We start from the raw sequence: 22,892 nt of genomic DNA on the forward strand, positions 1-22,892 counted from the left end.
GATGTTGACGCTTTCCCTGATCGGTATCGGTTGCGGCGATCCGCAGCAGCTCACACTTGCTGCGATCGCCGCGATCAATGCCGCCGACCTGGTGCTGATCCCGCGCAAGGGGACCGCGAAGTCGGATCTCGCGGACTTGCGTCGAACGATCTGCGCAGAGGCGTTGAACAACGATCGCACGCGCGTTGCCGAGTTCGACCTGCCGGTGCGTGATGCCGGAGAGGAGGACTATCGCAAGGGTGTCGACGATTGGCACGATGCGATCGCCGCAACCTGGTCACAGGAAATCGCGCGCCATCTCGGCGGCGAGGGTCGCGTCGCCCTGCTGATCTGGGGCGATCCCTCGCTCTACGATTCGAGCCTGCGGATCGCGCAACGGCTCGATCCGCCGCCGTCGATCGAGGTGATCCCGGGCATCACGTCGATCCAGGCGCTGTGCGCGGCGCATGCGCTGCCGCTCAACGAGATCGGCGAGCCGTTCCTGGTCACGACCGGCCGGCGGCTCCGCGAGGCCGGCTGGCCGCCCGGCGTCGACACAATCGTCGTGATGCTCGACGGCGGCGCGGCATTCCAGACGCTGGATCCGGAGGGCTTGAAGATCTGGTGGGGCGCCTATCTCGGTATGCCCGATCAGATCCTCATGGCGGGTGAATTGGCCGAGGTGGGCCCTCGCATCGTTGCCACGCGCCGTGATGCGCGTGAGCGGCACGGCTGGATCATGGACAGTTATGTCCTCAAGCGGCGATCGTGATCGAGGGATTGCGTCGGCAGTCGACGCAGCGGGGGGCTATCCGGTCTTCAATCCGCGAATTGAGGGTTGGATCGTCAGGCGGTAGGCCACGAGCTTGTCACCATCGAACTGCTCGAGGGTTGTCTCGCAGACCGGGCAGCGATACTCGCCCTTGCTTCCCGATCCGGATGACAGCTCAAGGCGCCGGAATCCAGCCCCGCAGCGCGGACACGTGACGTCGTCCTTCTTCATCAACCCACCCCAGAACAACACCGGCGGTATTTTGTAACCTAGACCGCACGGCAGAACTATGGTCATGGCCGGGAGAGCGACCGATCATTCCTGCATGGCAATGCCGACGCGATCCAGATTGAACATGCCGCACCGCCAACCCGATCCCGCACAGGAACGGACCGGCAACTGCAACGCATTCCGCAAACTCGGCAACAGCTTATGGCGTAGCGCCGAAACACGATCTGACCTTGCCTGCACCGCAACAATGGCTGCGATGTCGCGACATCAGCGGTTTCCCCGACCCCCGATCAACGCGTGATCGCCGGCGAACGCAGGGTTCGCCGGCGATCCATCGCCATCAGCGGATGCCACCTATTGCCTGATAAGGCGAACCAGGTCCTGCCTCAGCAGGTAGAGCGAGACAGCGAGCAGAACGACGTCCTTCATCAGGAAGGGCACGTTGCCGGTCATTGCGGGGAAGCCTCCGGCGGCAACGTCCCAACCATCCGGCATGAACGGGATGATGGTGACGGTCGCGATGAAGGTGCCGGTCGAGCCGAGGGCGCCGAGAACGCCGAGCCGCTTGTCCCTGAAACCCGCCAGCAGCAGCGAGCCGAACGTCCACTCCGAGGCGCCCAGAAAGTAGCTGGCGCCGGCATGGCCGAAGGCTGGATAGAGCCACCAGATCAGCGGCCCGTTGCTGATGAACGGGACCAGCCGTTCGAATTCGTACGGAAACCATTTCTGGTAACCGAAGAACAGGAACATGATCACCATCGCGGCGCGAACGACGTGGTAGTCGAGGTCATCCGCGAGCAGGCCTGATCTGTCGAGCGCGCGGACAAGTGGATTCTGTGTGGTGTTGGTAAGCGTGGTCATGGTCGTGATCCCTTCGTGCGACATCGTTCGGTCGCTCTAGGCGACCGCGGGGAAGTCGATGTCGGTGTCGTTGATGCGGTTGAAGACGTTGGTGAAGACGATGGTCGCAAACGCCAGGCTGATTTCGACCAGCTGCGCGTCGCTGTAGCCGGCGGCCTTGATCGCGGCGAAGTCCTCGGCACTGACGGTGCCGCTCGACTGTGCGAGCTTGCGGACAAAGCCGATCAACACGTCGGACTTGGCATCACCGGTCGGCGCGCCGTCGCGAATCTGCTTCAGTGCGTCTGCCTTCACACCGGCGAGCTTGGCGAGATGAGAATGCGCGGCGACACAATAGTCGCAGCCGCCGGCGGCGCTGACCACGAGCTTGATGATCTCCCGATCGCGCTTGGAAAGGCTTCCGCTGGCAAGCACCGCATCGGCCGCGAGCATCGACTTGAGGGCGGCCGGACCGTGGGCGGCGATTGCCGCGTAGGCGTTCGGCACGCTGCCGGCAGCCTTCTTGATCTGGGCGTAGATCTGGCCCGACGGGCCGGTATCGGTTTCGAGATTGGGAACTGAGAGACGCGACATGGTGGCACTCCTTGTTTGGGGTGGTGAACGATTGCGGAGTGACAATAGGAACGAGACGTGAGACACTGAATGTTCATATTGCTCGATTATATGCTCAATCGTCTCATGCTCTGCTTCGGGGGATTGGCCATGGATTGGCTCAGCCGGCTATTCGAGATGATGCCGGTGCGCGGGCGGCTCGACCTTCGTTGCAGCTACAGCGTGCCCTGGCGCATCGACCAGGGGCCGGGCGCGACCAACGAGATCCCCTATCATGCGGTGCTCGCCGGCTCGGCGATCCTTGACGATCCCGCTGGCGGCCGGCCGTTGCTGCTGAAGACCGGCGACATTCTTCTGCTGCCCGGCAACCCCCGGCACGTGATGCATGACGGCAGCGGCGCGACACCGCTGCCGGCGCGCAACCGGGCGGCGCAGAATTTCACGATCAGCGAAAACCTGGGTTCGGACGAGCGGCTTGATCTGCTGTGCGGACACTTCGCGATTGCACCTCCGCACGACCGTCTGTTGCGCACTTATCTTCCGCCGCGTCTTGTCGTGCATGCCGGCTCGCGTATGGGAAAGGGTACGGCCGCACGGCTCGCTGGCCTCGTGTCCCTGATGCGCAGCGAAACGGCCGACGATCATCTGGGCGGCCGCGCCATGCTGGACGCGCTGTCCACGGCGATGTTTGCGCTTGTGCTGCGGCTTGCGAGCGAGACCGATGACAGGTCAAGCGGCCTGCTCGCACTGGTCGGCGATCCCCGACTTGCGCCGGCGGTGGCGGCCATGTTCAACCAGCCTGCGCGCGCATGGTCGCTGCCGGAGCTTGCGCGTCTCTGCAACATGTCGCGCGCCACGCTAGCGCGCCAGTTCCAGGACAAGCTTGGGCGATCGCCGAGCGATCTGCAAACCGATATCAGGATGACGCTTGCGGCGAACGAGTTGAAGAGATCATCGCTTTCGACCGGCGCCGTTGCGGAGAAGGTCGGCTACCAATCCGAGGCCGCGTTTCAGCGCGCCTTCAAGAGCCACATGGGCGTGACGCCGGCGCAGTGGCGGAAGACGCAGCCGTCCGAACCGGATGCCGTGATGGGTCTCGCCGCACCGGGTGATCCGCCAGGCGCCGCACAAGCCTGACCCACGTCGGGCAGCGGCCGATGGGCGATCGCCACCGGCCGCTCTGCGCGCTGTCACGCCTTCACGGCAGCGGCCTGCTGGAGAACTGCGATCATGTCCTCGGGCTCGGGGCGGCGGGTATAGTCGGGGTTCACCTCCGAGTAGAGGATCACGCCGTCCCGTCCGATGACGTAGCGGGCCGGCATCGGCAACGTCCAGCTCGGATCGTCGTTGAAGGTCGGCAGATCGTTCTTCAGCTGCTTGTAGAGCTCGACCAGATAGTCGGGCAGATGGAAGCGCAGTCCGAAGGCGTCGCCGATCTGGCCCTTCGCGTCGGACAGGATCGGGAACGAGAGCTTGTTCTGGCGCACCGACTTCCGGCTGTTCGGCGCGGTCTGCGGCGAGATCGCGATCAGCGACGCGCCATATTTGTCGAATTCCGGCTTGGCGGCCTCCAGCGCCTGCAGCTCCATGTTGCAATACGGGCACCAGACGCCGCGGTAGAAGCTGAGCACCAGCGGGCCGCGCTTCAACAAATCGGCCGAGTTGACGATATTGCCGTCGGGATCCCGGAGCGAGAAGGCAGGGGCGACATCGCCCGCCTTTTTGGCGCGCTGGGCGGCACCGGATGCGATCAGCTCCGCGGTGGCGCGGTGCATGATCTCGATGACGGCTGGCGGAACGTTGTACGGCGGCTTTCCGGCCTCGAAATCGGCCTTGAAAGCGTCGAGCTTGGCTTGCAGCGACATGGCGGTTCTCCTTGGCTTCTGCGTGGTGGACGGCAGCGCCGTCCGTTTGTTGAAATCACACACAGGAAGCTAAAGGAGATGGCCGCGCAGGGTAGCGCTACCGCTGGACTAGCGTTTATTCCTAGCTGGAATGGGGGCGAACCGCTTCAACCGGCGGATCACGCGTCATGCATTGAAGCTGCGCTCGAAGAAGTTCACGAATGCGCGGGCCTTGGCGGTCGCGGCGCGCCCGGTCGGAAGCACGGCCCAGAGATCGAGCGCGGGGAGGCTCCATTCCGGCAGGACCGCACGCACAGCGCCCGCTTGGAGTTCGGGGGTGAACATCCACTCCGAGGCGATCGCGAGCCCGGCATCGGCGAGCACCGCAGCCCGGACGCCTTCGGCCGCGGTGACCCGCAACCGGCTCCGCACCGTGACGGCGAGTTCCGTGCTCTCGCGCTGAAACGACCACACGCTGCCCTCGCGGAGATAAACGACGGCCTGGTGCCGGCTCAGTTCGCTCGGCGTGGCCGGCGTGCCGACGCGGTCGAAATAGGCCGGCGTACCCAGCACGAGGCGCTTGCATCTCGCGACGCGGCGCGCGGTCAGCGTCGAATCCAGCATCTTGCCCATCCGGAGCGCGACGTCGATGCCTTCCTGCACGAGATCGATCTGGCGGTCGTCGAGCACGACTTCGAGCTCCAGCTCCGGATGCTGCGCGAGAAACTTCGGCAGCATCGGAATGAGATGGATCCGGGCGAAGGTGACGGCGGCGCAGATCCGCAATCGGCCCTTGAGGCCCGCACCCGCGCCGCGTGCCGCGATCTCGGCCTCGGCCGCCTCTTCAAGCGCGCGCCTGGCGCGCTCGAGATAGCCGAGCCCTGCTTCGGTCGGGGTGAGGCCATGGGTCGACCGCGTGAGCAGCTTGACCCCGAGAAATTCCTCGAGCTGCGCGACTGATTTCGAAACCGCCGGCTGGCCGACCCGGAGCTGTCGCGCCGCCCCGGAGAACGAGCCGGTCTCGATCACCCGCACGAATGTCTCCATCGCCGCCAGACGATCCATGGCTATTCTCCACAGGAATGAGCGATCATCCCCATCCTCTCACGGTCCGAGGCGATTGGCCATTTCCGGACGCGCGTCGGCAGAGGAGACGGCAGGCTACGACTTGCGATGCCTGGCATTGACCGCGATCGCGGCGGCGGCGGTGCGGTTCTCGACGCCGAGCTTGGCGTAGATCTGCTCGAGGTGCTTGTCGACGGTGCGCGGGCTCAAGCCCAGGATCTGCGCGATGTCGCGGTTGGTCTTGCCCTTGGAGAGCCAGGACAGCACTTCGCCCTCGCGGGTGGTCAGGCCGAGCTCGCTGGAGAACTCGGCCGGCATGTCACCGCTGGTGTCCTTGGCCAGCCGCAGCAGGAATTCGTTGGGCCCGAGCTTGCCCATGAATTGCAGCCGAAGCTGCTCGCTGCCGGGGAATGACGCCACGGCCGCGGTCTTCGCTCCGGCCTTGCCTTTCTGAGCCTGGTCTAGCCATTGCGGCATCGGCTCCGGCAGCACGAAATTGTCGGCGGCGTCGGCGAGCGTATCCGACAGCAGTCTTTGTGCCTGCGGCGTCGCCCACAGCAGCGCGCCTGAACTGTTGACTGCGAGCAGATAGCGGCCGGAGACGTCGAGCGCGGCGCGGGCGCTCTGGGTCATCCGTGCATTGGCGAGATGGACCCGGATGCGCGCCAGCATTTCCTCGATCACGATCGGCTTCGTGACATAGTCGACGCCGCCGGCCTCCAGCCCGCGCACGATGTGCTCGGTTTCGGCCAGTCCCGTCATGAAGATGATCGGGACGCCATCGAGCCCGGCGTCGCGCTTCAGCCGCCGGCAGGTCTCGAAGCCGTCCATGCCGGGCATCACGGCATCGAGCAGCACGATATCGGGGGTGATCTGGTCGACGATGCGCATCGCGGAGGCGCCGTCGAGCGCGACCATCACGGTCATGCCGGCGCCGTCGAGCGCGTCGGTCAGCAGGCGCAACGTCTCGGGCGAGTCGTCGACGACGAGCGCGACGTCGCGCTTTCGCTGTTCAATGGTCATAGCTGTACAATGTTTTCAACGTCGCCATATATTGATCAAGATCGAACCGGTCGATCAGCGTGCGCATCTGTCCGACGAAGTCGGCATGTTCGGGACATTCGTTGCCGATCTCGTCGAGCTTGAGCTGGATCGCCCTGATATAGCCGAGCTGGCCGAGGCTGATCAGCTCTTCGACATATTTAACCGGCGGGCGCGAGCCCGTATCGGGCTTCCATTGCGGGGGCGGAACCTGCTCGGCCTCATACTGCCACTCGATCTTGAGCAGCTGGCGGATGCTCTCGAGCAGCCGCGGGATGTCGATCGGCTTCATCAAGTAGCCGTCGTGGAACGGCTGCGCCAGCGGCGCGCCATGGGCTTCCAGCGCGCTGGCCGAGATCATCAGGATTCGGGCCTGGTGATGGCCTTCTGAGCGCAAGGTCTCGGCGACCGTCCAGCCGTCCATGCCGGCCATCGAGATATCGAGCAGGAACATGTCCGGCCGGCAATGCTGCGCGAGGGTAAGACAGCCAGGTCCGTCTGGTGCACTGAGCAGGATGAAGCCGAGCGGCGCCAGGATCTCGCGCAGCAGGTCGCGGTGGGTCGGATCATCGTCGGTGATCAGGATCGTCTTGCGCGGTCCGTGATAGCCGTACACGGGAGCGTCGACCGGCGCATCGCGGCGCGGATTGGTGACCTCCGACAGCAGCAGCTTGACGCGGAACGTGCTGCCGGTGCCAACCGTGCTCAGGACCTTGATGTCGCCGCCCATCACACCCGCGAGCAGGCGGCTGATGGTGAGGCCGAGCCCGGTGCCGGTCTGGGGCTGGCTGACGCCGAGTGCGCCGCGCTCGAACGGGGCGAAGATTCGTTCGAGATCGTCGGGCTGGATGCCCGGCCCGGTATCGATCACCTCGAACTCGGCGACCGGGCTGCGATAATGCACCACGAACTGCACCTTGCCGGTCTGCGTGAACTTGATCGCATTCGAGAGCAGGTTGATCAGGATCTGGCGCAGCCGCTTCTCGTCGGCATAGACCACGACGGGCAGCACGGCCGGCCGCCTGAACACGAAGTCGATGCCTTTTGCAGCAGCTTGCAGGCGGAACATGCCGACCAGCTGCTCGAGGAAATCGTTCAGCCGCACCTCGTCGCGCGAAAGATAGAGGCGGCCGGCCTCGATCTTGGAGATATCGAGAATACCGTCGATCAGACCCGACAGATGATCGGCGCTGCGGCGGACCACGCGCACTTGCCCGCGTGGCCGCACCGGGAGGCTGTCGTCCTGCTCCAATAGCTGCGCGTAGCCGGAGATCGCATTCAGCGGCGAGCGAAGTTCGTGACTGAGACCTACGACGTATCGGCTCTTGGCGAGATTGGCGGCCTCGGCCACTTCCTTGGCGCGCTGCAGCTCGGCATCGGTGCGTTTGTGGGCGTCGATCTCCTGGATCAGCAGCGTGGTCTGCCGACGTGTTTCGTCTTCGGCGGCGCGCCGGCTCTGTTGCGCCAGCACGAACAGCCAGGCGACGACGCCGATGATCAGGGTCAGCGCAAAGAACACCTTCCACAGCACGTCGGCCAATAGTTCGTTGGCATGCACGGCCGCCGTGGTCTGCAGGTAGATCAGGCCAAGCACCAGCGCGACGAGACCGGCCGAGACCGCGAATACGCCGAGGTAATGGCCGAGCTGCGAGTTGATGCGGGCGTAGATCGGCTGCGGCATCACCTTGCCCAGCGCGTCCGAGACTTGCGCGCCGATCCGCCCATGCGGCTTGCAGAGGTCGTGGCAGCGGGCGTCGAGCGAGCAGCACAATGAGCAGATCGGGCCGGCATAGGCCGGACAGGAGGCCATGTCCTCGGGCTCGAACGCATGCTCGCAGATACAGCACTGGATCGATTCAAGGTTCTGCCAGCTCCGCTTCGGCTTGCGGGCGATGTAATACTTTCCGTCGGTCGCCCACGCAATCAGCGGAGCAGTGATGAAGGCCACCGCGAGCGCGACGAAGGCGGACAGCGCTTTCGCGGTCGGGCCGAACAGGCCGTAGAACGCGCTGATCGAGACCACGGTCGCGATCGTCATCGCGCCGACGCCGACCGGATTGATGTCGCAGAGATGGGCGCGCTTGAACTCGATGTGCTGCGGCCGCAGGCCGAGCGGCTTGTTGATGACGAGATCGGCGACCAGCGCGCCGACCCAGGCGATCGCGACGTTTGAATACAGCGCCAGCGTCTGCTCCAGCGCCTTGTAGACGCCGATTTCCATCAACAGCAACGCGACGACGACGTTGAACACCAGCCACACCACGCGGCCGGGATGCGAATGGGTGAGGCGGGAGAAGAAGTTCGACCAGGCGATCGAGCCGGCATAAGCGTTGGTGACGTTGATCTTGACCTGCGACAGGATCACGAAGGTCCCGGTCAGCGCCATTGCGAGATCCGGCTGCGACAGCACGTAGCGGAAGGCTTCGAGATACATGTTCGCGGGCTCGGCCGCGTGCTCGGCCGAGACGCCGTGGCTGAGCGCGAAGAAGGCCAGGAACGAGCCGGCGAGCAGCTTGAGCGCGCCGAGCACGATCCAGCCGGGACCGGCGCTCAGCAGCGCGATCCACCAGGCCTTGCGCGAGGTGCGGCGGTCGCGCGGCAGGAACCGCAGGAAGTCGACCTGCTCGCCGATCTGCGCCACCAGCGCGAACACGACGGAGGCGGCTGTTCCGAACAGCAGGAGATCAAGGTTGCCGGCGGGATCGCCGTGCTCGCCGGCGAACTTGCGCCACTCGGTGAAGGAATGCGGATTGGCCCACGCGATCGCCGCGAACGGCATGATGTGGAGGATCACCCATAGCGGCTGGGTCCAGAGCTGGAAGCGGCTGATCAGGGTGATGCCGTAGACGACGAGCGGAATGATCACGACGGCGCTGATCAGGTAACCGATCGGCCGCGGGATGCCGAAGCACATGTCGAGCGCGCTGGCCAGGATCACGGCCTCGATCGCGAAGAAGATGAAGGTGAAGGAGGCGTAGATCAGCGAGGTGATGGTCGAGCCGATATAGCCGAAGCCGGCGCCGCGGGTCAGCAGGTCGATGTCGATGCCGCTTTTCGCGGCATGGTAGGCGATCGGCAGTCCGCAGAGGAAGATGATGACGCTGACGACCAGGATCGCTGCGGAGGCGTTGATCGCGCCATAGTTCAGCGTGATGGTGCCGCCGATCGCCTCCAGCGCAAGGAAGGAGATCGCGCCGAGCGCGGTGTTGGCGACACGGGCGGCGGACCAGCGCCGCGCGCTCTTGGCGGTGAAGCGCAGCGCGTAGTCTTCCAGCGTCTGGTTGGCGACCCATTGATTGTATTGGCGCCTGACGCGGTCTATCCGCTGCCGCCCTGCCACTCGCTCTAACTCCTGGTCCACGATGCTCTGATCGCGGGCAAATCCCGTACCAAAAACCTACGTCGCTATTTTGCGGTGCAGTATACGCGATCTCACGTATCTGTGCGCTGCACAAAAGTGAGCAATCCTCGCCTGATCAATAAGCGTTCTCGAACCAATGGGGTGCTCATGTCAGACGAAACCAAACCAGGCCTGAAGTCTCCGCTCCGGCGCAAGCTCTTGATGGGAATGGCGGCTTTGCCGGCCGTTTCGATGCTGGGCCGCCCCGCATTCGCCGACGTTCCTGCAACCTCCGCGGTCAACACGACGGGTCTTGCAGTCACCGATAGCGAAGTTACGGTCGGCATCCTGCACTCCGTGACCGGCACCATGGCGATCTCCGAGACCGGATCGGTCGAGGCCGAGAAGCTCGCGATCGAGCAGATCAACGCCGCCGGCGGTGTGCTCGGCCGCAAGATCAAGTTCATCCAGGAAGACGGCGCGAGCGACTGGCCGACTTTCGCGGAAAAGGCGAAGAAGCTGCTGGTCAACGACAAATGCGCCGCCGTGATGGGCTGCTGGACCTCGGCCTCGCGCAAGGCGGTGCTGCCGGTGTTCGAGCAGTACAACGGCATGCTGTACTACCCGACCTTCTATGAAGGCCTCGAGCAGTCCAAGAACGTCATCTACACCGGCCAGGAAGCGACGCAGCAGATCATCGCGGGCCTCGACTGGGTCAACAAGACCAAGGGCGCCAAGAGCTTCTATCTGCTCGGCTCGGACTACATCTGGCCGCGCACCTCGAACAAGATCGCGCGCAAGCACATCGAGAATCATCTGCAGGGCTGCAAGGTGGTCGGCGAGGAGTACTTCCCGCTCGGCTCGACCCAGTTCAACTCGGTGATCAACAAGATCAAGCTGACCAAGCCTGACGTGATCTACGCGATCATCGTCGGCGGCTCCAACGTCGCGTTCTACAAGCAGCTCAAGGCGGCCGGCATCGACCTGTCGAAGCAGACGCTGCTCACCATCTCGGTCACCGAGGACGAGATCGACGGCATCGGCGGCGAGAACATCGCCGGCGCCTATGCCTGCATGAAATATTTCCAGTCGCTCGACAATGCGAACAACAAGGCATTCGTGCCCGCCTTCAAGAAGATGTGGGGCGAGAAGACCGTGATCGGCGACGTCACGCAGGCTGCGTACCTCGGCCCGTGGCTGTGGAAGTTGACGGTGGAGAAGGCGGGCTCCTTCGACATCGACAAGATCGCGGCGGCGTCCCCCGGCGTCGAGTTCAAGGGCGCGCCGGAAGGCTACGTCCGGATCCACGAGAACCATCATCTGTGGTCGAAGACCCGCGTCGGGCGCGCCAAGGCCGACGGCCAGTATGAGCTGATCTACGAGACCGCCGATCTCGTCGAGCCGGATCCGTTCCCCAAGGGCTACCAGTGAGCCAGTAGCCCGCATGAGCGGAGCGATATGCGGGGCCGTCCCGGGTATCGCTGCCGCTCACCCGGGTTACGAAGCTCCACAACGCATCGCGGCGTGGACGTCATCGTCCACGCCACGGAACGAGCGTCGCTTGACCGGCGGCGCGTGCCCTTTGGAATGACGGAGAACCAGATGTTCGGCGACTATTCGATCAGCGATCTCGGCGCCATCCTTGCGATGCAGGGATTTGCCGGGCTCATCCTGTTCTCCGTCTATGTGCTGATGGCGCTGGGGCTTGCCATCATCTTCGGCCAGATGGGCGTCATCAACATGGCGCACGGCGAGTTCATGATCCTGGGCGCCTACGTCACCTGGATGACGTCGAACGCCGTGCAGCACGTCGCGCCCTGGCTGTTCCCCGGTTACTTCTTCATCGCCATGATCCTGGCGTTCATCGCCTCCGGCGCGCTCGGCATGCTGGTCGAATGGGCGCTGATACGCCATCTCTACAAGCGTCCGCTCGATACGCTGCTGGCGACCTGGGGTCTCAGCCTGATCCTGCAGCAGGCCTATCGCTCGATCTTCGGCGCGCGCGAAGTCGGCGTCGAGCTGCCGGAATGGATGATGGGCTCCTGGCAGGCGACCGACTCGATCCAGATCCCCATCAACGGCATGTTCGTGATGGCGCTGACCATGCTGATCACGATCGCGGTCGCCTACGTGCTGTTCTGGTCGAGCTGGGGCAAGCAGGTGCGCGCGGTGGTGCAGAACCGCGTGATGGCGGGCGCCGTCGGCATCAACACCGAGAAGGTCGATCGCTACACTTTTGGCCTCGGCTGCGGTATCGCCGGGGTCGCAGGCTCGGCCTTCACCATGATCGGCTCGACCGGGCCGACCGCCGGCCAGCTCTACATCGTCGACACCTTCCTGGTCGTCGTGTTCGGCGGCGCCGCTTCGCTGTTCGGCACTATCGCCTCCGCCTTCTCGATCTCGCAGACCCAGTCGACGCTGGAATTCTTCCTGTCGGGGTCGATGGCCAAGGTGATCACGCTGCTCACGATCGTCGCGATCCTGATGGTGCGTCCGCAGGGGCTCTTCGCGCTCAAGGTCCGCAAATAAGAACAAGCAGGCAGGTCATGGTCATCAACTCGCGCTTTTTCAATCGCTCCGAACTGCTCGGCTTCCTTGCGCTCGCGGTGCTGCTACTTCTCATCCTGCCGCTGTCGCTGGATATCTTCCGCCTCAATTTGGTCGCCAAATATCTGACCTACGCCTTCGTCGGCATCGGCCTCGTGCTGTGCTGGGGCTATGGCGGCATCCTGAGCCTGGGGCAGGGCGTGTTCTTCGGCCTCGGCGGCTACTGCATGGCGATGTACCTCAAGCTCGAGGCGTCCTCGGTCGCGAACACCAAGATCCAGTCGACGCCGGGCATCCCCGACTTCATGGACTGGAACCAGATCACGCAGCTTCCGCTGTTCTGGAAGCCGTTCCACAGCTTTCCGGTCACGGTGCTGGCGATCCTGCTGGTTCCCGCGTTGTTCGCGCTGATCATCGGCGCCGCGATGTTCAAGCGCCGGGTCGGCGGCGTGTACTTTGCGATCATCACGCAAGCGATCGCGGCGATCCTCACCATTCTGATCGTGGGGCAGCAGGGCTACACCGGCGGCATCAATGGCATCACGGATCTGCGTACGCTGCACGGCTGGGACATCCGCACCGATCACGCCAAGTTCATTCTGTATTTTGTCGAGGTTGTGTTGCTGTTCGGATGCATCGTTGCCGCGCAATTCATCCGGCTGACAAAACTCGGGCGCATCCTGGTGGCGATGAGGGAGCAGGAGGATCGCGTGCGCTTCTCCGGTTACAGCGTCGCCAATTTCAAGATCTTCGCGTTCTGTGCCGCGGCGGTGTTCGCGGCGATCGGCGGTGCCATGTTCACGCTCGAGGTCGGCTTCATGTCGCCGTCCTTCGTCGGCATCGTGCCGTCGATCGAGATGGTGATCTACACCGCGGTCGGCGGCCGGATGTCGATCTTCGGCGCGGTCTGGGGTGCGCTGCTGGTCAATTTCGCCAAGACCAGCCTTTCAGAATCCTTCCCGCAGCTCTGGCTGTTCGGCCTCGGCGCACTGTTCATCGCGGTCGTGCTGGCCTTCCCGAACGGGCTCTCCGGCATCTGGGCGGATCATATCCAGCCCCGCATCGATCGGCTGTTCGCATCACGCAAATCAAAATCGGCGGCCGGCCTTGTCGCCGACGGCGCACCGGCCGAGTGAGGAGGGACCATCATGCTCGTCGGCCATCAGCCCAAGGATTTCCTGCTCGCGGTCTCCGGACTCACCGTGTCCTTTGACGGCTTCAAAGCGGTCAACGATCTCTCCTTCTATGTCGAGGAGAACGAGATCCGCGTCATCATCGGCCCGAACGGCGCCGGCAAGACCACGGTGCTCGATCTGATCTGCGGCAAGACCCGGGCGACATCAGGCTCGATCCAGTTCCGCGGCCAGGAGCTGACGAGATTGCGCGAGAACGAGATCGTGCAGGCCGGTGTCGGGCGCAAGTTTCAGACGCCGTCGGTGTTCGAGGATCTCACCGTGTTCGAGAACCTCGAGATCTCATACCCGCGCGGCCGCACGGTGTTCGGCTCGCTGACCTTCCAGCGCGACGATGCGGTCAAGCAGCGGGTCGAGGAGGTCGCCGAGATGATCTTCCTGAAGGATCGCCTCAACACCTATGCCGACCAGCTCAGCCACGGCCAGAAGCAGTGGCTCGAGATCGGGATGCTGCTGATCCAGGACCCGGACCTCTTGATGCTCGACGAGCCGGTCGCCGGCATGAGCGTCTCGGAGCGCGCCAAGACCGCAGAGCTGCTCAACCGCATCATCAAGGACCGTTCGGTGCTGGTGATCGAGCACGACATGAAATTCGTCGAGGACATCGCGCACAAGGTCACGGTGCTGCATCAGGGCCAGATCCTCTCCGAGGGGACGATGGAGCACGTCAAGAACGATCCCAAAGTGATCGAAGTTTACCTGGGCCATTGAGGAACACCGCGATGCTGGCAATCAATGATCTTCACGTCGCCTACGGCCAGAGCGAGGTGCTGCACGGCCTCAACGTCTCCGTCGCGCCCAACGAGATCGTCGCGATCATGGGCCGCAACGGCATGGGCAAGACCACGCTGATGAAGTCGCTGATGGGCATCCTGCCGGCCAAGAGCGGCAAGGTGACGATGGACGGCACCGAGCTCGGCGCGATGAAGAGCTATGAGCGGGTCGCGAAGGGGCTGGCTTACGTGCCGCAGGGCCGCATGATCTTCTCCACCATGACGGTGAAGGAGAACATCGAGACCGGGCTCGTGGTGTCAGGAGGCTCCGAGGTGCCCGGCGACATCTATGAGCTGTTTCCGGTGCTGCTCGAAATGAAGGGCCGCCGCGGCGGCAACCTCTCCGGCGGACAACAGCAGCAGCTTGCGATCGCCCGCGCACTGGCGACCAAGCCGAAGGTGCTGCTGCTGGACGAGCCGACCGAAGGCATCCAGCCGTCAATCATCAAGGACATGGCGCGCACCTTGAAGCGGATCCGCGATGAACGGGGGCTGTCGATCGTTGTCTCCGAGCAGGTCCTGAGTTTTGCGCTCGACATCGCCGACCGCGTGCTCGTCATCGAGAACGGCGAGATCGTCCGCGACGATCCGCGCGCCAGCGTCGATGCCGCGCAAATCTCCAAATACCTGTCCGTCTAACCGAGCGTGATCCGGAAAGTGTGAAGCGGTTTTCCGACCAGATCACGCTCAAACATTTAACCATGTAAACGAAGGGGAGCATCTCGATGCCTGATACACTGATCAAGGTCGATCTCAGCAAGTCGGCCTATGAAAACGACAAGATTCACAATCGCTGGCATCCGGAAGTTCCGATCGTCGAGTGGGTCAGCCCGGGCGACGACTTCATCATCGAGACCGTCGACTGGACCGGCGGCTTCATCAAGAACAATGATTCCGCTGACGACGTGCGCGACATCGATCTGTCGATCGTGCATTTCCTGTCCGGTCCGATCGGCGTCAAGGGGGCGGAGCCCGGCGATCTTCTCGTCGTCGACCTGCTCGACGTCGGTCCGTTGAAGGAGAGCCTGTGGGGCTTCAACGGCTTCTTCTCCAAGCAGAATGGCGGCGGCTTCCTCACCGATCACTTCCCGCTGGCGCAGAAGTCGATCTGGGACATCAAGGGCCTCTACACCTCGTCGCGTCACATCCCCGGCGTCAACTTCGCCGGCCTGATCCATCCCGGCCTGATCGGCTGTCTGCCCGACGCCAAGATGCTGGCGGCCTGGAACAAGCGCGAAGCCGAACTGATCGCGACCAACCCGACCCGCGTGCCGGGCCTCGCCAATCCGCCGTTCGCGCCGACCGCGCATGCCGGCCAGGCCAAGGGTGACGTCAAGGCCAAGATCGGTCTTGAGGGCGCCCGCACCGTGCCGCCGCGCGAGCACGGCGGCAATTGCGACATCAAGGATCTGTCGCGCGGCTCGAAGATCTACTTCCCGGTCTATGTGCCGGGCGGCGGGCTCTCGATGGGTGATTTGCATTTCAGCCAGGGCGACGGCGAGATCACGTTCTGCGGCGCCATCGAGATGGCCGGCTGGCTGCACATCAAGGTCGACGTCATCAAGGACGGCGTCTCGAAGTATGGCATCAAGAACCCCGTGTTCAAGCCGTCGCCGATCACGCCGAACTACAAGGACTATCTGATCTTCGAAGGCATCTCGGTCGACGAGGCCGGCAAGCAGCACTATCTCGACGTCCATATCGCCTATCGCCAGGCCTGTTTGAACGCGATCGAATATCTGAAGAAGTTCGGCTACTCCGGCGCCCAGGCCTATTCGATCCTCGGCACAGCGCCGTGCCAGGGCCACATCTCCGGCGTCGTCGACGTGCCCAACGCCTGCGCCACGCTGTGGCTGCCGACCGAGATCTTCGACTTCGACATCATGCCGTCGTCGGCCGGACCGATCAAACACATCAAGGGCGACGTTCAGATGCCGATCTCGCCCGACAAGTGATCCGTGATCCCTGCGCGAAGGGTGCGGGACGGCTGCGTATTGGCCGCCCCGCATCCATCGCCGGACGTCAGACACGACTGCGCAAGGATTAACGAAATGCCGATCTACGAATATCTCTGCAACGATTGCGGCCCGTTCACCGATATGCGGCCGATGGCGGAATGCGACCTGCCGCAGGACTGCCCGCGATGCGAGACGACGTCGCCGCGCGTGATCCTGACTGCCCCGGCGTTCTTCTGCATGCCCTCGGACAAGCGCAAGGCGTACGCCACCAACGAGCAGAGCCGGCACGCGCCGAAGACGCTCGATCAGTACAAGGCCGCGCACGGCCCGGGCTGCGGCTGCTGCTCCACGACGGGAAAGAAGAAGCCGGCACGGCTGATGACCAAGACCAAGAGCGGCGCCAAGGGTTTTCCGACCGCGCGTCCCTGGATGATCAGCCACTGACAGCGCAGCCAATCGTCGGTTTTCCTCAAACTGGCGCTGCTTCGTCATGGCCGGGCTTGTCCCGGCCATCCACGTCTTTCTTGCCCGATCGAAGCAGGGACGTGGATGCCCGGCACAAGGCCGGGCATGACGGAGCTAGTCAAGAAATCTCGATGTCATTGCTCGCACCTCGAAACGGGCTCTCAGGCCTGTTCGACGACCTTCAAGGCCTCGGTGCGGATCTCCTCGACCAGCCGCTCCTTTAGCGCGACGAATTCGGGCGTCGTCTTGATCTTGTAGGAGCGCGGATGCGGCAGGTCGACTGCGATTTCGGCCTTGACGCGGCCGGGACGGGCGCTCATGACGATGACGCGGCTGCCGAGGAAGATCGCTTCCTCGATATCGTGGGTGACGAACAGCACCGTCTTCTGGTCGCGCTCCCAGATCCCGAGCAGCATCTCCTGCATCAGTGCCCGCGTCTGGTTGTCGAGCGCGCCGAACGGTTCGTCGAGCAGCAGGATCTTCGGATCATTGGCCAGCGCGCGGGCGATCGCGGTGCGCTGCTGCATGCCGCCCGACAGCTGCTTGGGCCAGTGGTTCTCGAAGCCGGATAGCCCGACGCGGCGGATGAACGCGTCGGCGATGTCATGGCGCCCTTGTTGCGGAACGCCGCGCTCGCGCAGGCCGAAGGCGATGTTCTCCCGCACCGTCAGCCAGGGAAACAGGGTGTAGGACTGAAACACCATGCCGCGATCGGCGCCGGGGCCGGTGACTTCGCGGCCGTCGAGCGTGACGCGCCCGCTGGTCGGCCGGTCGAGCCCGGCGATGATCCGGAGCAGGGTGGATTTTCCGCAGCCGGACGGCCCGAGGATGGTGACGAAGTCGTTGTCACCGACGTCGAGCGTGGTCGGCTCGAGCGCCCTTGTCGGCGCGTTGCCCGCGCGGGCCGGGAAGGTTCGCGAAACCTGATCGATCCTGAGCGCGGTCATGCGAGCTTCCACGGGAACAGCCAGGCGTTGAACGCCTTGAACAGGAAATCGGAGACCAGGCCGATCAGCCCGATGACGATGATGCCGAAGATAATCTGGCCGGTGTTGAGCAGCGCCTGGCTGTCGGTGATCATGTGTCCGATGCCGGACGACGAGCCGATCAGTTCGGCCACGATCACGTAAGTCCAGGCCCAGCCCAGCACCAGCCTCAGGATCTCGGCGATCTCGGGCGCGGCTGAGGGAAGCAGCACGCGGCGGATGACACCGCTGTCGCGGGCGCCGAGCGTGTAGGCGGCTTCGACCAGGTCGCGCCGTGTGGCACCCACCGTGACGGCCACCATCAGGATGATCTGGAACACAGCGCCGATGAAGATCACCAGCAGCTTCTGCAATTCGCCGATGCCAGCCCACAGGATCAACAGCGGGATGAAGGCGGATGCCGGCAGATAGCGCGCAAAGGAGACGAAGGGCTCGAGAAAGGCCTCGACCGGCTTGTAGGCCCCCATCAGCACACCGAGCGGCACTGCGATGATGGCGGCTAGAGCAAAGCCGCCGATCACGCGCCAGATCGTCATTCCGATGTCGAACAGGAAGCCTTGTTTGGCGAGCAGCTCATAGCCTTCCTGCACCATAGTGAGCGGGTTGGCGAGGAATGTCTTCGACACATGGCCGCCGAACGTCGCCCAGGACCAGAGGGCGACGAACAGCACGAAGAAGGCGAGGCCATAGGTCACGCGCTGCTTCGATGTTGTGGGCTCGAGGGGACGCATCAATTGATCCGGGCGTATCTCATGCGCCGGTCCCGCTCGCTCTGCCGCGAGGCGGGACCGGCCGTAATGATTGTTGCGTTACTTGATGAAGCTCGCGTCGTAGATGTCCTCGACCTTCGGCGCGGCTTTGATGATGCCGACCTCGAGCAGGAGCTCCGCGGCGTCCTTGTTGAAGGTGAGGAAGTCGCCGGCGAAGAATTTCTGGTTGGCGGCCTTGTCCTGCCAGCGCAGATACTTTGCCGAGTTGCCGAACTGCTCGCCCGACTGCTTCACATCGGCGCCCATGATCTCATAGGCCTTGGCCTGGTCCTTGGCGATCATGTCGAGCGCCTCGAAATAGCTGTTGGCCAGCGCCTGCGCCGCCTTCGGATTGTCGGTCAGGAATTTCGGCGTGCAGCCGAACGTGTCCATCACGATCGGATAGTCGAGCGTGGTGGCGATGATCTTGCCCTTGTCCGGGGCAGCGCGCACCGTCGACAGATAGGGTTCGTAGGTCATCGCGGCGTCGTTCTGGCCGGAGACGAACGCCTGCGCCGCGGCGGCGGGTTCCAGATTGACCACGGTCACGTCCTTCACCGTGAGGCCGTTCTTCTTCAGCATCCAGGCCAGCGCGAAATAGGGCGAGGTGCCGGGCGCCGATGCCGCGACGGTCTTGCCCTTCAAGTCCTTGATCGCGGCGACGTCGTTGCGCACGGCCATGCCGTCGGCGCCATAGCTCTTGTCGAGCTGGAAGATCTGCTTGGTCGCGACGCCATTGGCGTTCCAGGAGATCCAGGTCTCCACCGTCGTCGCCGCGCACTGGATGTCGCCCGAAGCGATCGCGAGATGCCGGTCCTTCTGCGGGATCTTCTTCAAGGTCACGTCGAGGCCGTTCTTCTTGAAGATGCCGGCCTCCTTGGCGAGGGTCAGCGGCGCGAAGCCGGTCCATCCGGAGATGCCGACGCCGACCTTGACGTCATCCGCGAACGCGGCGGTGGACGCGAGCAGAGCTGCGATTGCGGGCAATAGCTTGAACGAACGCATGATTGTCGACCCCTTGAACGATGGATTGAACCCTGTTGATTTCTTCGTCAGTCGCGGCGGATTGCCGCATCAGAAACGTTGATGGATGGTGGCCCATGATGCATTGCATGAAATATGCCGCGCAAGACGTCCTCAGCCTCCCTTGAAGCGAGCCACCAGGCGGTGCGTTTCGCCCGGATAATGCAGCCGTACCGCGGTCACGGTGCGTGCGCTGCGCCATGTGTAGCGGTCGATCACCAGGCAGGGTGCGCCGACCGCGATGCCGAGCGCCTTCGCCGTGCGATCGTCCGCGACAACCGCACTGATCGTATGTTCCGCCTCGGTCCACGGCACATGATGCAGCAGCCATGATCCCGGCGGCTCGCGCGCAAAGTCCGCCGTCGCGGCTTCCGGAACCGTGGAGAGATCGATCAGCCTGTCCTCGACCGCAAACGGCACATTGTCGGCACTGTGCCGGCAGGCGATCGCGATCACCTTGCCGGCCGTGCTCACGCCGAGCCGGGCGCGATCGGCCGCGGTCGCGGTGCGTCGCCGGCAATCGATCAGCTGGTAGCCGTAGCTGCGGCCAAGCGCGGTGATCTCGGCGCGCATGTCGGCAATCTTGAGCACGGCCGACAGATGCTGCGGTCGGCGTACGAAGGAGCCGGCACGCCGCCGCCGCTCGATCAGGTCGGCCTGCGCCAGTTCCGACAACGCCTTGTTGACCGTCATGCGCGAGCAGCGATAGCGCGCCATCAGTTGGTGCTCGAACGGGATGCGGTGGCCCGGTGGCCATTCGCCGGTCAGGATCCGCGTCTCGATATCGAGCCTGATCCGCTTGTAGAGCGTCGGCTTGCTGCTTGCACCCGGTTTGGCCCGTTCGGAGGCGAGGCTCATGCGACGAGTCTCCGGACGCTCGCATTGAACCGCTCGCGCGCCTTGTCGCGCAACCTGTGCCGTCCGCCAACGACCAGCTTGTGGCCGCCGGCCCAGACGCAATCGATCCCATCGCTTCCGGACGCAAACAGCCAGCCGTCGAGCACGGCATCGCCCGACCGTCCCGCCAGGGATGGGTGAGCGGTATCGAGAGTAACGATATCGGCGCGCGCACCGGGCGTGAGGCCAGCATTGGTTTGCGCCAGGGCCTGCGCGCCGCCCGCGAGCGCGTGATCGAACAGGGCACGGCCGGTGGATGCACCGGGTTGTCCGGAGAGCACGTTGCGCTCGCGATGCTTCAGCCGCTGGCCGTATTCGAGTTGACGAAGCTCGTCGGCGACCCCGACCAGCACGTTGGAATCCGTTCCGATGCCGAACCGGCCGCCCGCGGCGAGGAACTCGCGCGCCGAAAAGATGCCGTCGCCGAGGCTTGCTTCGGTTACCGGGCAGAGGCCGGCAACCGCGCCGCTTCCGGCGAGCGCAGCGACTTCCCGTTCCGTCATGTGGGTCGCGTGAATCAGGCACCAGCGCCGATCGACGGGCGCATGTTCGAGCAGCCATTGCACCGGCCGCTGCCCTGACCAGGCCATGCAATCTTCCACCTCACGCACCTGTTCGGCGGCGTGGATGTGGATCGGGTCGGTGCCGGCAAGCGGAATGATCGCCGCGAGCTCATCGGGCGCCACCGCGCGAAGGCTGTGCGGGGCGATGCCGATGTTGGCGCCGGGCAGTTTTCGGATCGCCTCGCGCGAGGCAGCCATCAGCGTGGCGAACTGATCGACCGAGCAGATGAAGCGACGCTGCCCGGCGTGCGGCGCTGCGCCGCCGAAAGTGCCGTGGGCATAGAAACTCGGCAGCAGCGTAAGCCCGATGCCGGAGGCCTCAGTCGCCTCCGCAATACGCACGGCCATCTCAGCCGGATTGGCGTAAGGCGAGCCGTCGCGATCATGATGGAGATAGTGAAACTCACCGACGCGGGTAAAGCCACGCTCGAGCATCTCGACATAGAGCAGGGTCGCAACGGCCGTGACGTCGTCCGGCGTCATCGTCAGCGCAAAGCGATACATCGTCTCGCGCCAGGTCCAGAACGTGTCGGTGGTGTCGCCGCGCAGTTCGGCAAGGCCGGCCATGCCGCGCTGAAACGCGTGGCTGTGCAGGCTCGCCAATCCCGGAACCGCCAATTGGTGACGCTCATCGCCGGCGGCGGGGGCCACGCCTGCCGTCACCGAGGCGATCGCACCATCGGCGACCACGACCTGCACGTCATTGGCCCAGCCCGAAGGCAGCAGCGCGGATGCGAAATGCAGTCGTGTCATTTTTCCATGCCGGCTGGACAGAACCGGCACACGATTATATGTCTAGACATATAAGTCAAGCATCCCACCTCGAGGGACGATCGCATGGCAGAGCGTTTCGACCGCATCTGGCACAACGCCCGGCTCGCCACGATGCGCGGCGATCGCGCCGATCTCGGCGAGATCGAGCGCGGCCTGATCGCGGCGCGCGATGGCCGCATTGTCTATGCAGGCGCGCAGTCGGATTTTCCTGTGGATGCGGATGCGGTCGAGCGGACCGATTGCGCGGGCCGCTGGATCACGCCCGGGCTGGTCGATTGCCACACCCATCTCGTCTACGGCGGCAACCGCGCGCACGAATTCGAGCTTCGCCTGAAGGGCGCGAGCTATGAAGAGATCGCGCGCGCGGGCGGCGGCATCGTCTCGACCGTTGCTGCAACGCGCAGCGCGACCGAGGCCGAGCTCATCGCCGGCGCGCTGCCGCGGCTAGACGCGTTGATCGGCGAGGGCGCGACCACCGTCGAGATCAAGTCCGGCTATGGCCTTAACGTCGAGACCGAGATCCGGCAGCTTGCGGCGGCACGCAGCCTCGGCCGCTTGCGACCGGTTGCGATCCGCACATCCTTTCTGGGCGCGCACGCATTGCCGCCCGAAGCCGATGGCGACAAGGACCGCTACATCGATCTGGTCTGCAACGAGATGCTGCCCGCGGTAGCCAAGGCCGGCCTTGCCGATGCCGTCGACGGCTTCATGGAGCGCATCGCGTTTTCCGGAGAGCAGACGGCCCGGGTATTCGCGGCGGCGCGTGCGTTGGGGCTCCCAGTCAAGCTGCATGCCGACCAGCTGTCGAATCTCGGCGGCGCCGCGCTCGCCGCAAAATTCTCGGCGCTCTCGGCCGATCATCTGGAGCACACCGATGAAGCCGGCGCTGTCGCGATGGCCAAGGCCGGCACGGTCGCGGTGCTGCTGCCCGGTGCATTCTATTTCATTCGCGAAACGCAGAAGCCGCCGGTCGAGCTGTTCCGCAGCCACGGCGTGAACATGGCGCTCGCGACCGATTGCAATCCCGGCAGCTCGCCGCTGACCTCGCTTCTGCTTGCGATGAACATGGGCGCAACGTTGTTTCGGATGACGGTCGCCGAATGCCTCGCCGGGGTGACACGGGAAGGGGCGCGGGCGCTCGGCTTGCTCGCCGAGACCGGTACGCTGGAGGCCGGCAAAAGGTGCGATCTGGCGATCTGGGACATCGAGCGTCCCGCCGAGCTGGTCTACCGCATCGGCTTCAATCCGTTGCACCGGCGGGGGTGGGGGGGGCAATGAG

General features: G+C 64.3%; 22 protein-coding genes. 10 read left to right on the top strand and 12 right to left on the bottom strand.

Annotated features, from left to right (window positions below; translation table 11 throughout):
* Nucleotide 1 precedes the first annotated feature (1 nt).
* Nucleotides 2-751, top strand: coding sequence for a precorrin-6A synthase (deacetylating) (gene cobF, locus BraRD5C2_RS12190; protein WP_223968605.1), 750 nt, complete (start codon nucleotides 2-4; stop codon nucleotides 749-751).
* Nucleotides 752-787: 36 nt separating this feature from the next.
* On the opposite strand, the gene BraRD5C2_RS12195 is transcribed toward cobF, so the two are convergent.
* From BraRD5C2_RS12195 to BraRD5C2_RS12205, 3 genes are all read right to left on the bottom strand, one after another.
* The gene (locus BraRD5C2_RS12195) at nucleotides 788-982 is read right to left on the bottom strand and encodes a hypothetical protein (protein WP_223968606.1); all 195 of its coding nucleotides are present in this window, start codon (nucleotides 980-982) and stop codon (nucleotides 788-790) included.
* Between the two features lie 354 nt (nucleotides 983-1,336).
* Nucleotides 1,337-1,843, bottom strand: a complete 507-nt coding sequence (locus tag BraRD5C2_RS12200) for a YkgB family protein (RefSeq protein ID WP_223968608.1) — start codon at nucleotides 1,841-1,843, stop codon at nucleotides 1,337-1,339.
* A gap of 36 nt (nucleotides 1,844-1,879) precedes the next feature.
* Nucleotides 1,880-2,416, bottom strand: a complete 537-nt coding sequence (locus tag BraRD5C2_RS12205) for a carboxymuconolactone decarboxylase family protein (RefSeq protein ID WP_223968610.1) — start codon at nucleotides 2,414-2,416, stop codon at nucleotides 1,880-1,882.
* A gap of 129 nt (nucleotides 2,417-2,545) precedes the next feature.
* Between BraRD5C2_RS12205 and BraRD5C2_RS12210 the strand changes: the two genes are divergently transcribed.
* Nucleotides 2,546-3,532 carry an AraC family transcriptional regulator gene (locus tag BraRD5C2_RS12210; RefSeq protein WP_223968612.1) on the top strand — a complete coding sequence of 329 codons (987 nt, stop codon included), beginning with the start codon at nucleotides 2,546-2,548 and terminating at the stop codon, nucleotides 3,530-3,532.
* Nucleotides 3,533-3,585: 53 nt separating this feature from the next.
* Here the strand turns inward: BraRD5C2_RS12210 and BraRD5C2_RS12215 are convergent, their stop codons facing one another.
* The 4 genes from BraRD5C2_RS12215 to BraRD5C2_RS12230 all read right to left on the bottom strand — a co-directional run bounded on the left by BraRD5C2_RS12215 (nucleotide 3,586) and on the right by BraRD5C2_RS12230 (nucleotide 9,685).
* Nucleotides 3,586-4,260 carry a peroxiredoxin-like family protein gene (locus BraRD5C2_RS12215; RefSeq protein WP_223968614.1) on the bottom strand — a complete coding sequence of 225 codons (675 nt, stop codon included), beginning with the start codon at nucleotides 4,258-4,260 and terminating at the stop codon, nucleotides 3,586-3,588.
* A gap of 165 nt (nucleotides 4,261-4,425) precedes the next feature.
* Nucleotides 4,426-5,304, bottom strand: coding sequence for a LysR family transcriptional regulator (locus BraRD5C2_RS12220; RefSeq protein ID WP_223968616.1), 879 nt, complete (start codon nucleotides 5,302-5,304; stop codon nucleotides 4,426-4,428).
* Nucleotides 5,305-5,400: 96 nt separating this feature from the next.
* A complete protein-coding gene (locus BraRD5C2_RS12225; RefSeq protein ID WP_223968618.1) occupies nucleotides 5,401-6,327 on the bottom strand; it encodes a response regulator transcription factor in 927 nt (308 codons plus the stop codon).
* Nucleotides 6,317-9,685, bottom strand: coding sequence for a hybrid sensor histidine kinase/response regulator (locus BraRD5C2_RS12230; RefSeq protein ID WP_223968620.1), 3,369 nt, complete (start codon nucleotides 9,683-9,685; stop codon nucleotides 6,317-6,319). Before BraRD5C2_RS12230 ends, BraRD5C2_RS12225 begins: the two co-directional genes overlap by 11 nt.
* Before the next feature lie 168 nt (nucleotides 9,686-9,853).
* Here BraRD5C2_RS12230 and urtA point away from each other — a divergent pair, with 168 nt between their 5' ends.
* The 7 genes from urtA to BraRD5C2_RS12265 all read left to right on the top strand — a co-directional run bounded on the left by urtA (nucleotide 9,854) and on the right by BraRD5C2_RS12265 (nucleotide 16,600).
* Nucleotides 9,854-11,116, top strand: coding sequence for an urea ABC transporter substrate-binding protein (gene urtA / locus BraRD5C2_RS12235; RefSeq protein ID WP_223968622.1), 1,263 nt, complete (start codon nucleotides 9,854-9,856; stop codon nucleotides 11,114-11,116).
* Nucleotides 11,117-11,287: 171 nt separating this feature from the next.
* Nucleotides 11,288-12,214 carry an urea ABC transporter permease subunit UrtB gene (gene urtB / locus BraRD5C2_RS12240; protein ID WP_097670824.1) on the top strand — a complete coding sequence of 309 codons (927 nt, stop codon included), beginning with the start codon at nucleotides 11,288-11,290 and terminating at the stop codon, nucleotides 12,212-12,214.
* A gap of 17 nt (nucleotides 12,215-12,231) precedes the next feature.
* Complete coding sequence (urtC, locus tag BraRD5C2_RS12245; protein ID WP_223968624.1) at nucleotides 12,232-13,368, top strand: urea ABC transporter permease subunit UrtC; 1,137 nt, start codon at nucleotides 12,232-12,234, stop codon at nucleotides 13,366-13,368.
* 12 nt (nucleotides 13,369-13,380) lie between these two features.
* Nucleotides 13,381-14,136 (top strand): urea ABC transporter ATP-binding protein UrtD, encoded by a 756-nt coding sequence (gene urtD / locus BraRD5C2_RS12250; protein ID WP_063695194.1) that lies wholly within the window; start codon nucleotides 13,381-13,383, stop codon nucleotides 14,134-14,136.
* Nucleotides 14,137-14,147: 11 nt separating this feature from the next.
* Nucleotides 14,148-14,837, top strand: coding sequence for an urea ABC transporter ATP-binding subunit UrtE (gene urtE / locus BraRD5C2_RS12255; RefSeq protein ID WP_050400072.1), 690 nt, complete (start codon nucleotides 14,148-14,150; stop codon nucleotides 14,835-14,837).
* Between the two features lie 86 nt (nucleotides 14,838-14,923).
* Entirely contained in the window at nucleotides 14,924-16,153 is a 1,230-nt protein-coding gene (gene fmdA / locus BraRD5C2_RS12260) for a formamidase (protein WP_223968626.1), read from the top strand.
* 96 nt (nucleotides 16,154-16,249) lie between these two features.
* Complete coding sequence (locus BraRD5C2_RS12265) at nucleotides 16,250-16,600, top strand: FmdB family zinc ribbon protein (RefSeq protein WP_223968628.1); 351 nt, start codon at nucleotides 16,250-16,252, stop codon at nucleotides 16,598-16,600.
* Nucleotides 16,601-16,782: 182 nt separating this feature from the next.
* Here BraRD5C2_RS12265 and BraRD5C2_RS12270 read toward each other — a convergent pair whose 3' ends face one another.
* From BraRD5C2_RS12270 to BraRD5C2_RS12290, 5 genes are all read right to left on the bottom strand, one after another.
* Entirely contained in the window at nucleotides 16,783-17,568 is a 786-nt protein-coding gene (locus BraRD5C2_RS12270; protein WP_223968630.1) for an ABC transporter ATP-binding protein, read from the bottom strand.
* Complete coding sequence (locus tag BraRD5C2_RS12275) at nucleotides 17,565-18,338, bottom strand: ABC transporter permease (RefSeq protein ID WP_223968632.1); 774 nt, start codon at nucleotides 18,336-18,338, stop codon at nucleotides 17,565-17,567. The genes BraRD5C2_RS12270 and BraRD5C2_RS12275 overlap by 4 nt, the downstream gene beginning before the upstream one ends.
* Nucleotides 18,339-18,416: 78 nt before the next feature.
* Nucleotides 18,417-19,361, bottom strand: a complete 945-nt coding sequence (locus BraRD5C2_RS12280) for an ABC transporter substrate-binding protein (RefSeq protein ID WP_223968634.1) — start codon at nucleotides 19,359-19,361, stop codon at nucleotides 18,417-18,419.
* Nucleotides 19,362-19,493: 132 nt separating this feature from the next.
* The gene (gene hutC, locus BraRD5C2_RS12285; RefSeq protein WP_223968635.1) at nucleotides 19,494-20,237 is read right to left on the bottom strand and encodes a histidine utilization repressor; all 744 of its coding nucleotides are present in this window, start codon (nucleotides 20,235-20,237) and stop codon (nucleotides 19,494-19,496) included.
* Nucleotides 20,234-21,592: a formimidoylglutamate deiminase gene (locus BraRD5C2_RS12290; RefSeq protein WP_223968637.1), complete on the bottom strand. Its 1,359-nt coding sequence runs from the start codon at nucleotides 21,590-21,592 to the stop codon at nucleotides 20,234-20,236. Before BraRD5C2_RS12290 ends, hutC begins: the two co-directional genes overlap by 4 nt.
* 84 nt (nucleotides 21,593-21,676) lie before the next feature.
* On the opposite strand from BraRD5C2_RS12290, the gene hutI reads away from it, so the two are divergent.
* Complete coding sequence (hutI, locus tag BraRD5C2_RS12295; RefSeq protein WP_223968639.1) at nucleotides 21,677-22,891, top strand: imidazolonepropionase; 1,215 nt, start codon at nucleotides 21,677-21,679, stop codon at nucleotides 22,889-22,891.
* Nucleotide 22,892 lies beyond the last annotated feature (1 nt).

Origin of the sequence: Bradyrhizobium sp. RD5-C2 (assembly GCF_019972155.1) — a bacterium.
Taxonomy (GTDB): domain Bacteria; phylum Pseudomonadota; class Alphaproteobacteria; order Rhizobiales; family Xanthobacteraceae; genus Bradyrhizobium.

Coding starts and splice junctions, on each gene's coding strand:
- cobF (WP_223968605.1), top strand. CDS start 2: ATGTTGACGCTTTCCCTGATCGGTATCGGTTGCGGCGATCCGCAGCAG.
- BraRD5C2_RS12195 (WP_223968606.1), bottom strand. CDS start 982: ATGAAGAAGGACGACGTCACGTGTCCGCGCTGCGGGGCTGGATTCCGG.
- BraRD5C2_RS12200 (WP_223968608.1), bottom strand. CDS start 1,843: ATGACCACGCTTACCAACACCACACAGAATCCACTTGTCCGCGCGCTC.
- BraRD5C2_RS12205 (WP_223968610.1), bottom strand. CDS start 2,416: ATGTCGCGTCTCTCAGTTCCCAATCTCGAAACCGATACCGGCCCGTCG.
- BraRD5C2_RS12210 (WP_223968612.1), top strand. CDS start 2,546: ATGGATTGGCTCAGCCGGCTATTCGAGATGATGCCGGTGCGCGGGCGG.
- BraRD5C2_RS12215 (WP_223968614.1), bottom strand. CDS start 4,260: ATGTCGCTGCAAGCCAAGCTCGACGCTTTCAAGGCCGATTTCGAGGCC.
- BraRD5C2_RS12220 (WP_223968616.1), bottom strand. CDS start 5,304: ATGGATCGTCTGGCGGCGATGGAGACATTCGTGCGGGTGATCGAGACC.
- BraRD5C2_RS12225 (WP_223968618.1), bottom strand. CDS start 6,327: ATGACCATTGAACAGCGAAAGCGCGACGTCGCGCTCGTCGTCGACGAC.
- urtA (WP_223968622.1), top strand. CDS start 9,854: ATGTCAGACGAAACCAAACCAGGCCTGAAGTCTCCGCTCCGGCGCAAG.
- urtB (WP_097670824.1), top strand. CDS start 11,288: ATGTTCGGCGACTATTCGATCAGCGATCTCGGCGCCATCCTTGCGATG.
- urtC (WP_223968624.1), top strand. CDS start 12,232: ATGGTCATCAACTCGCGCTTTTTCAATCGCTCCGAACTGCTCGGCTTC.
- urtD (WP_063695194.1), top strand. CDS start 13,381: ATGCTCGTCGGCCATCAGCCCAAGGATTTCCTGCTCGCGGTCTCCGGA.
- urtE (WP_050400072.1), top strand. CDS start 14,148: ATGCTGGCAATCAATGATCTTCACGTCGCCTACGGCCAGAGCGAGGTG.
- fmdA (WP_223968626.1), top strand. CDS start 14,924: ATGCCTGATACACTGATCAAGGTCGATCTCAGCAAGTCGGCCTATGAA.
- BraRD5C2_RS12265 (WP_223968628.1), top strand. CDS start 16,250: ATGCCGATCTACGAATATCTCTGCAACGATTGCGGCCCGTTCACCGAT.
- BraRD5C2_RS12270 (WP_223968630.1), bottom strand. CDS start 17,568: ATGACCGCGCTCAGGATCGATCAGGTTTCGCGAACCTTCCCGGCCCGC.
- BraRD5C2_RS12275 (WP_223968632.1), bottom strand. CDS start 18,338: ATGCGTCCCCTCGAGCCCACAACATCGAAGCAGCGCGTGACCTATGGC.
- BraRD5C2_RS12280 (WP_223968634.1), bottom strand. CDS start 19,361: ATGCGTTCGTTCAAGCTATTGCCCGCAATCGCAGCTCTGCTCGCGTCC.
- hutC (WP_223968635.1), bottom strand. CDS start 20,237: ATGAGCCTCGCCTCCGAACGGGCCAAACCGGGTGCAAGCAGCAAGCCG.
- BraRD5C2_RS12290 (WP_223968637.1), bottom strand. CDS start 21,592: ATGACACGACTGCATTTCGCATCCGCGCTGCTGCCTTCGGGCTGGGCC.
- hutI (WP_223968639.1), top strand. CDS start 21,677: ATGGCAGAGCGTTTCGACCGCATCTGGCACAACGCCCGGCTCGCCACG.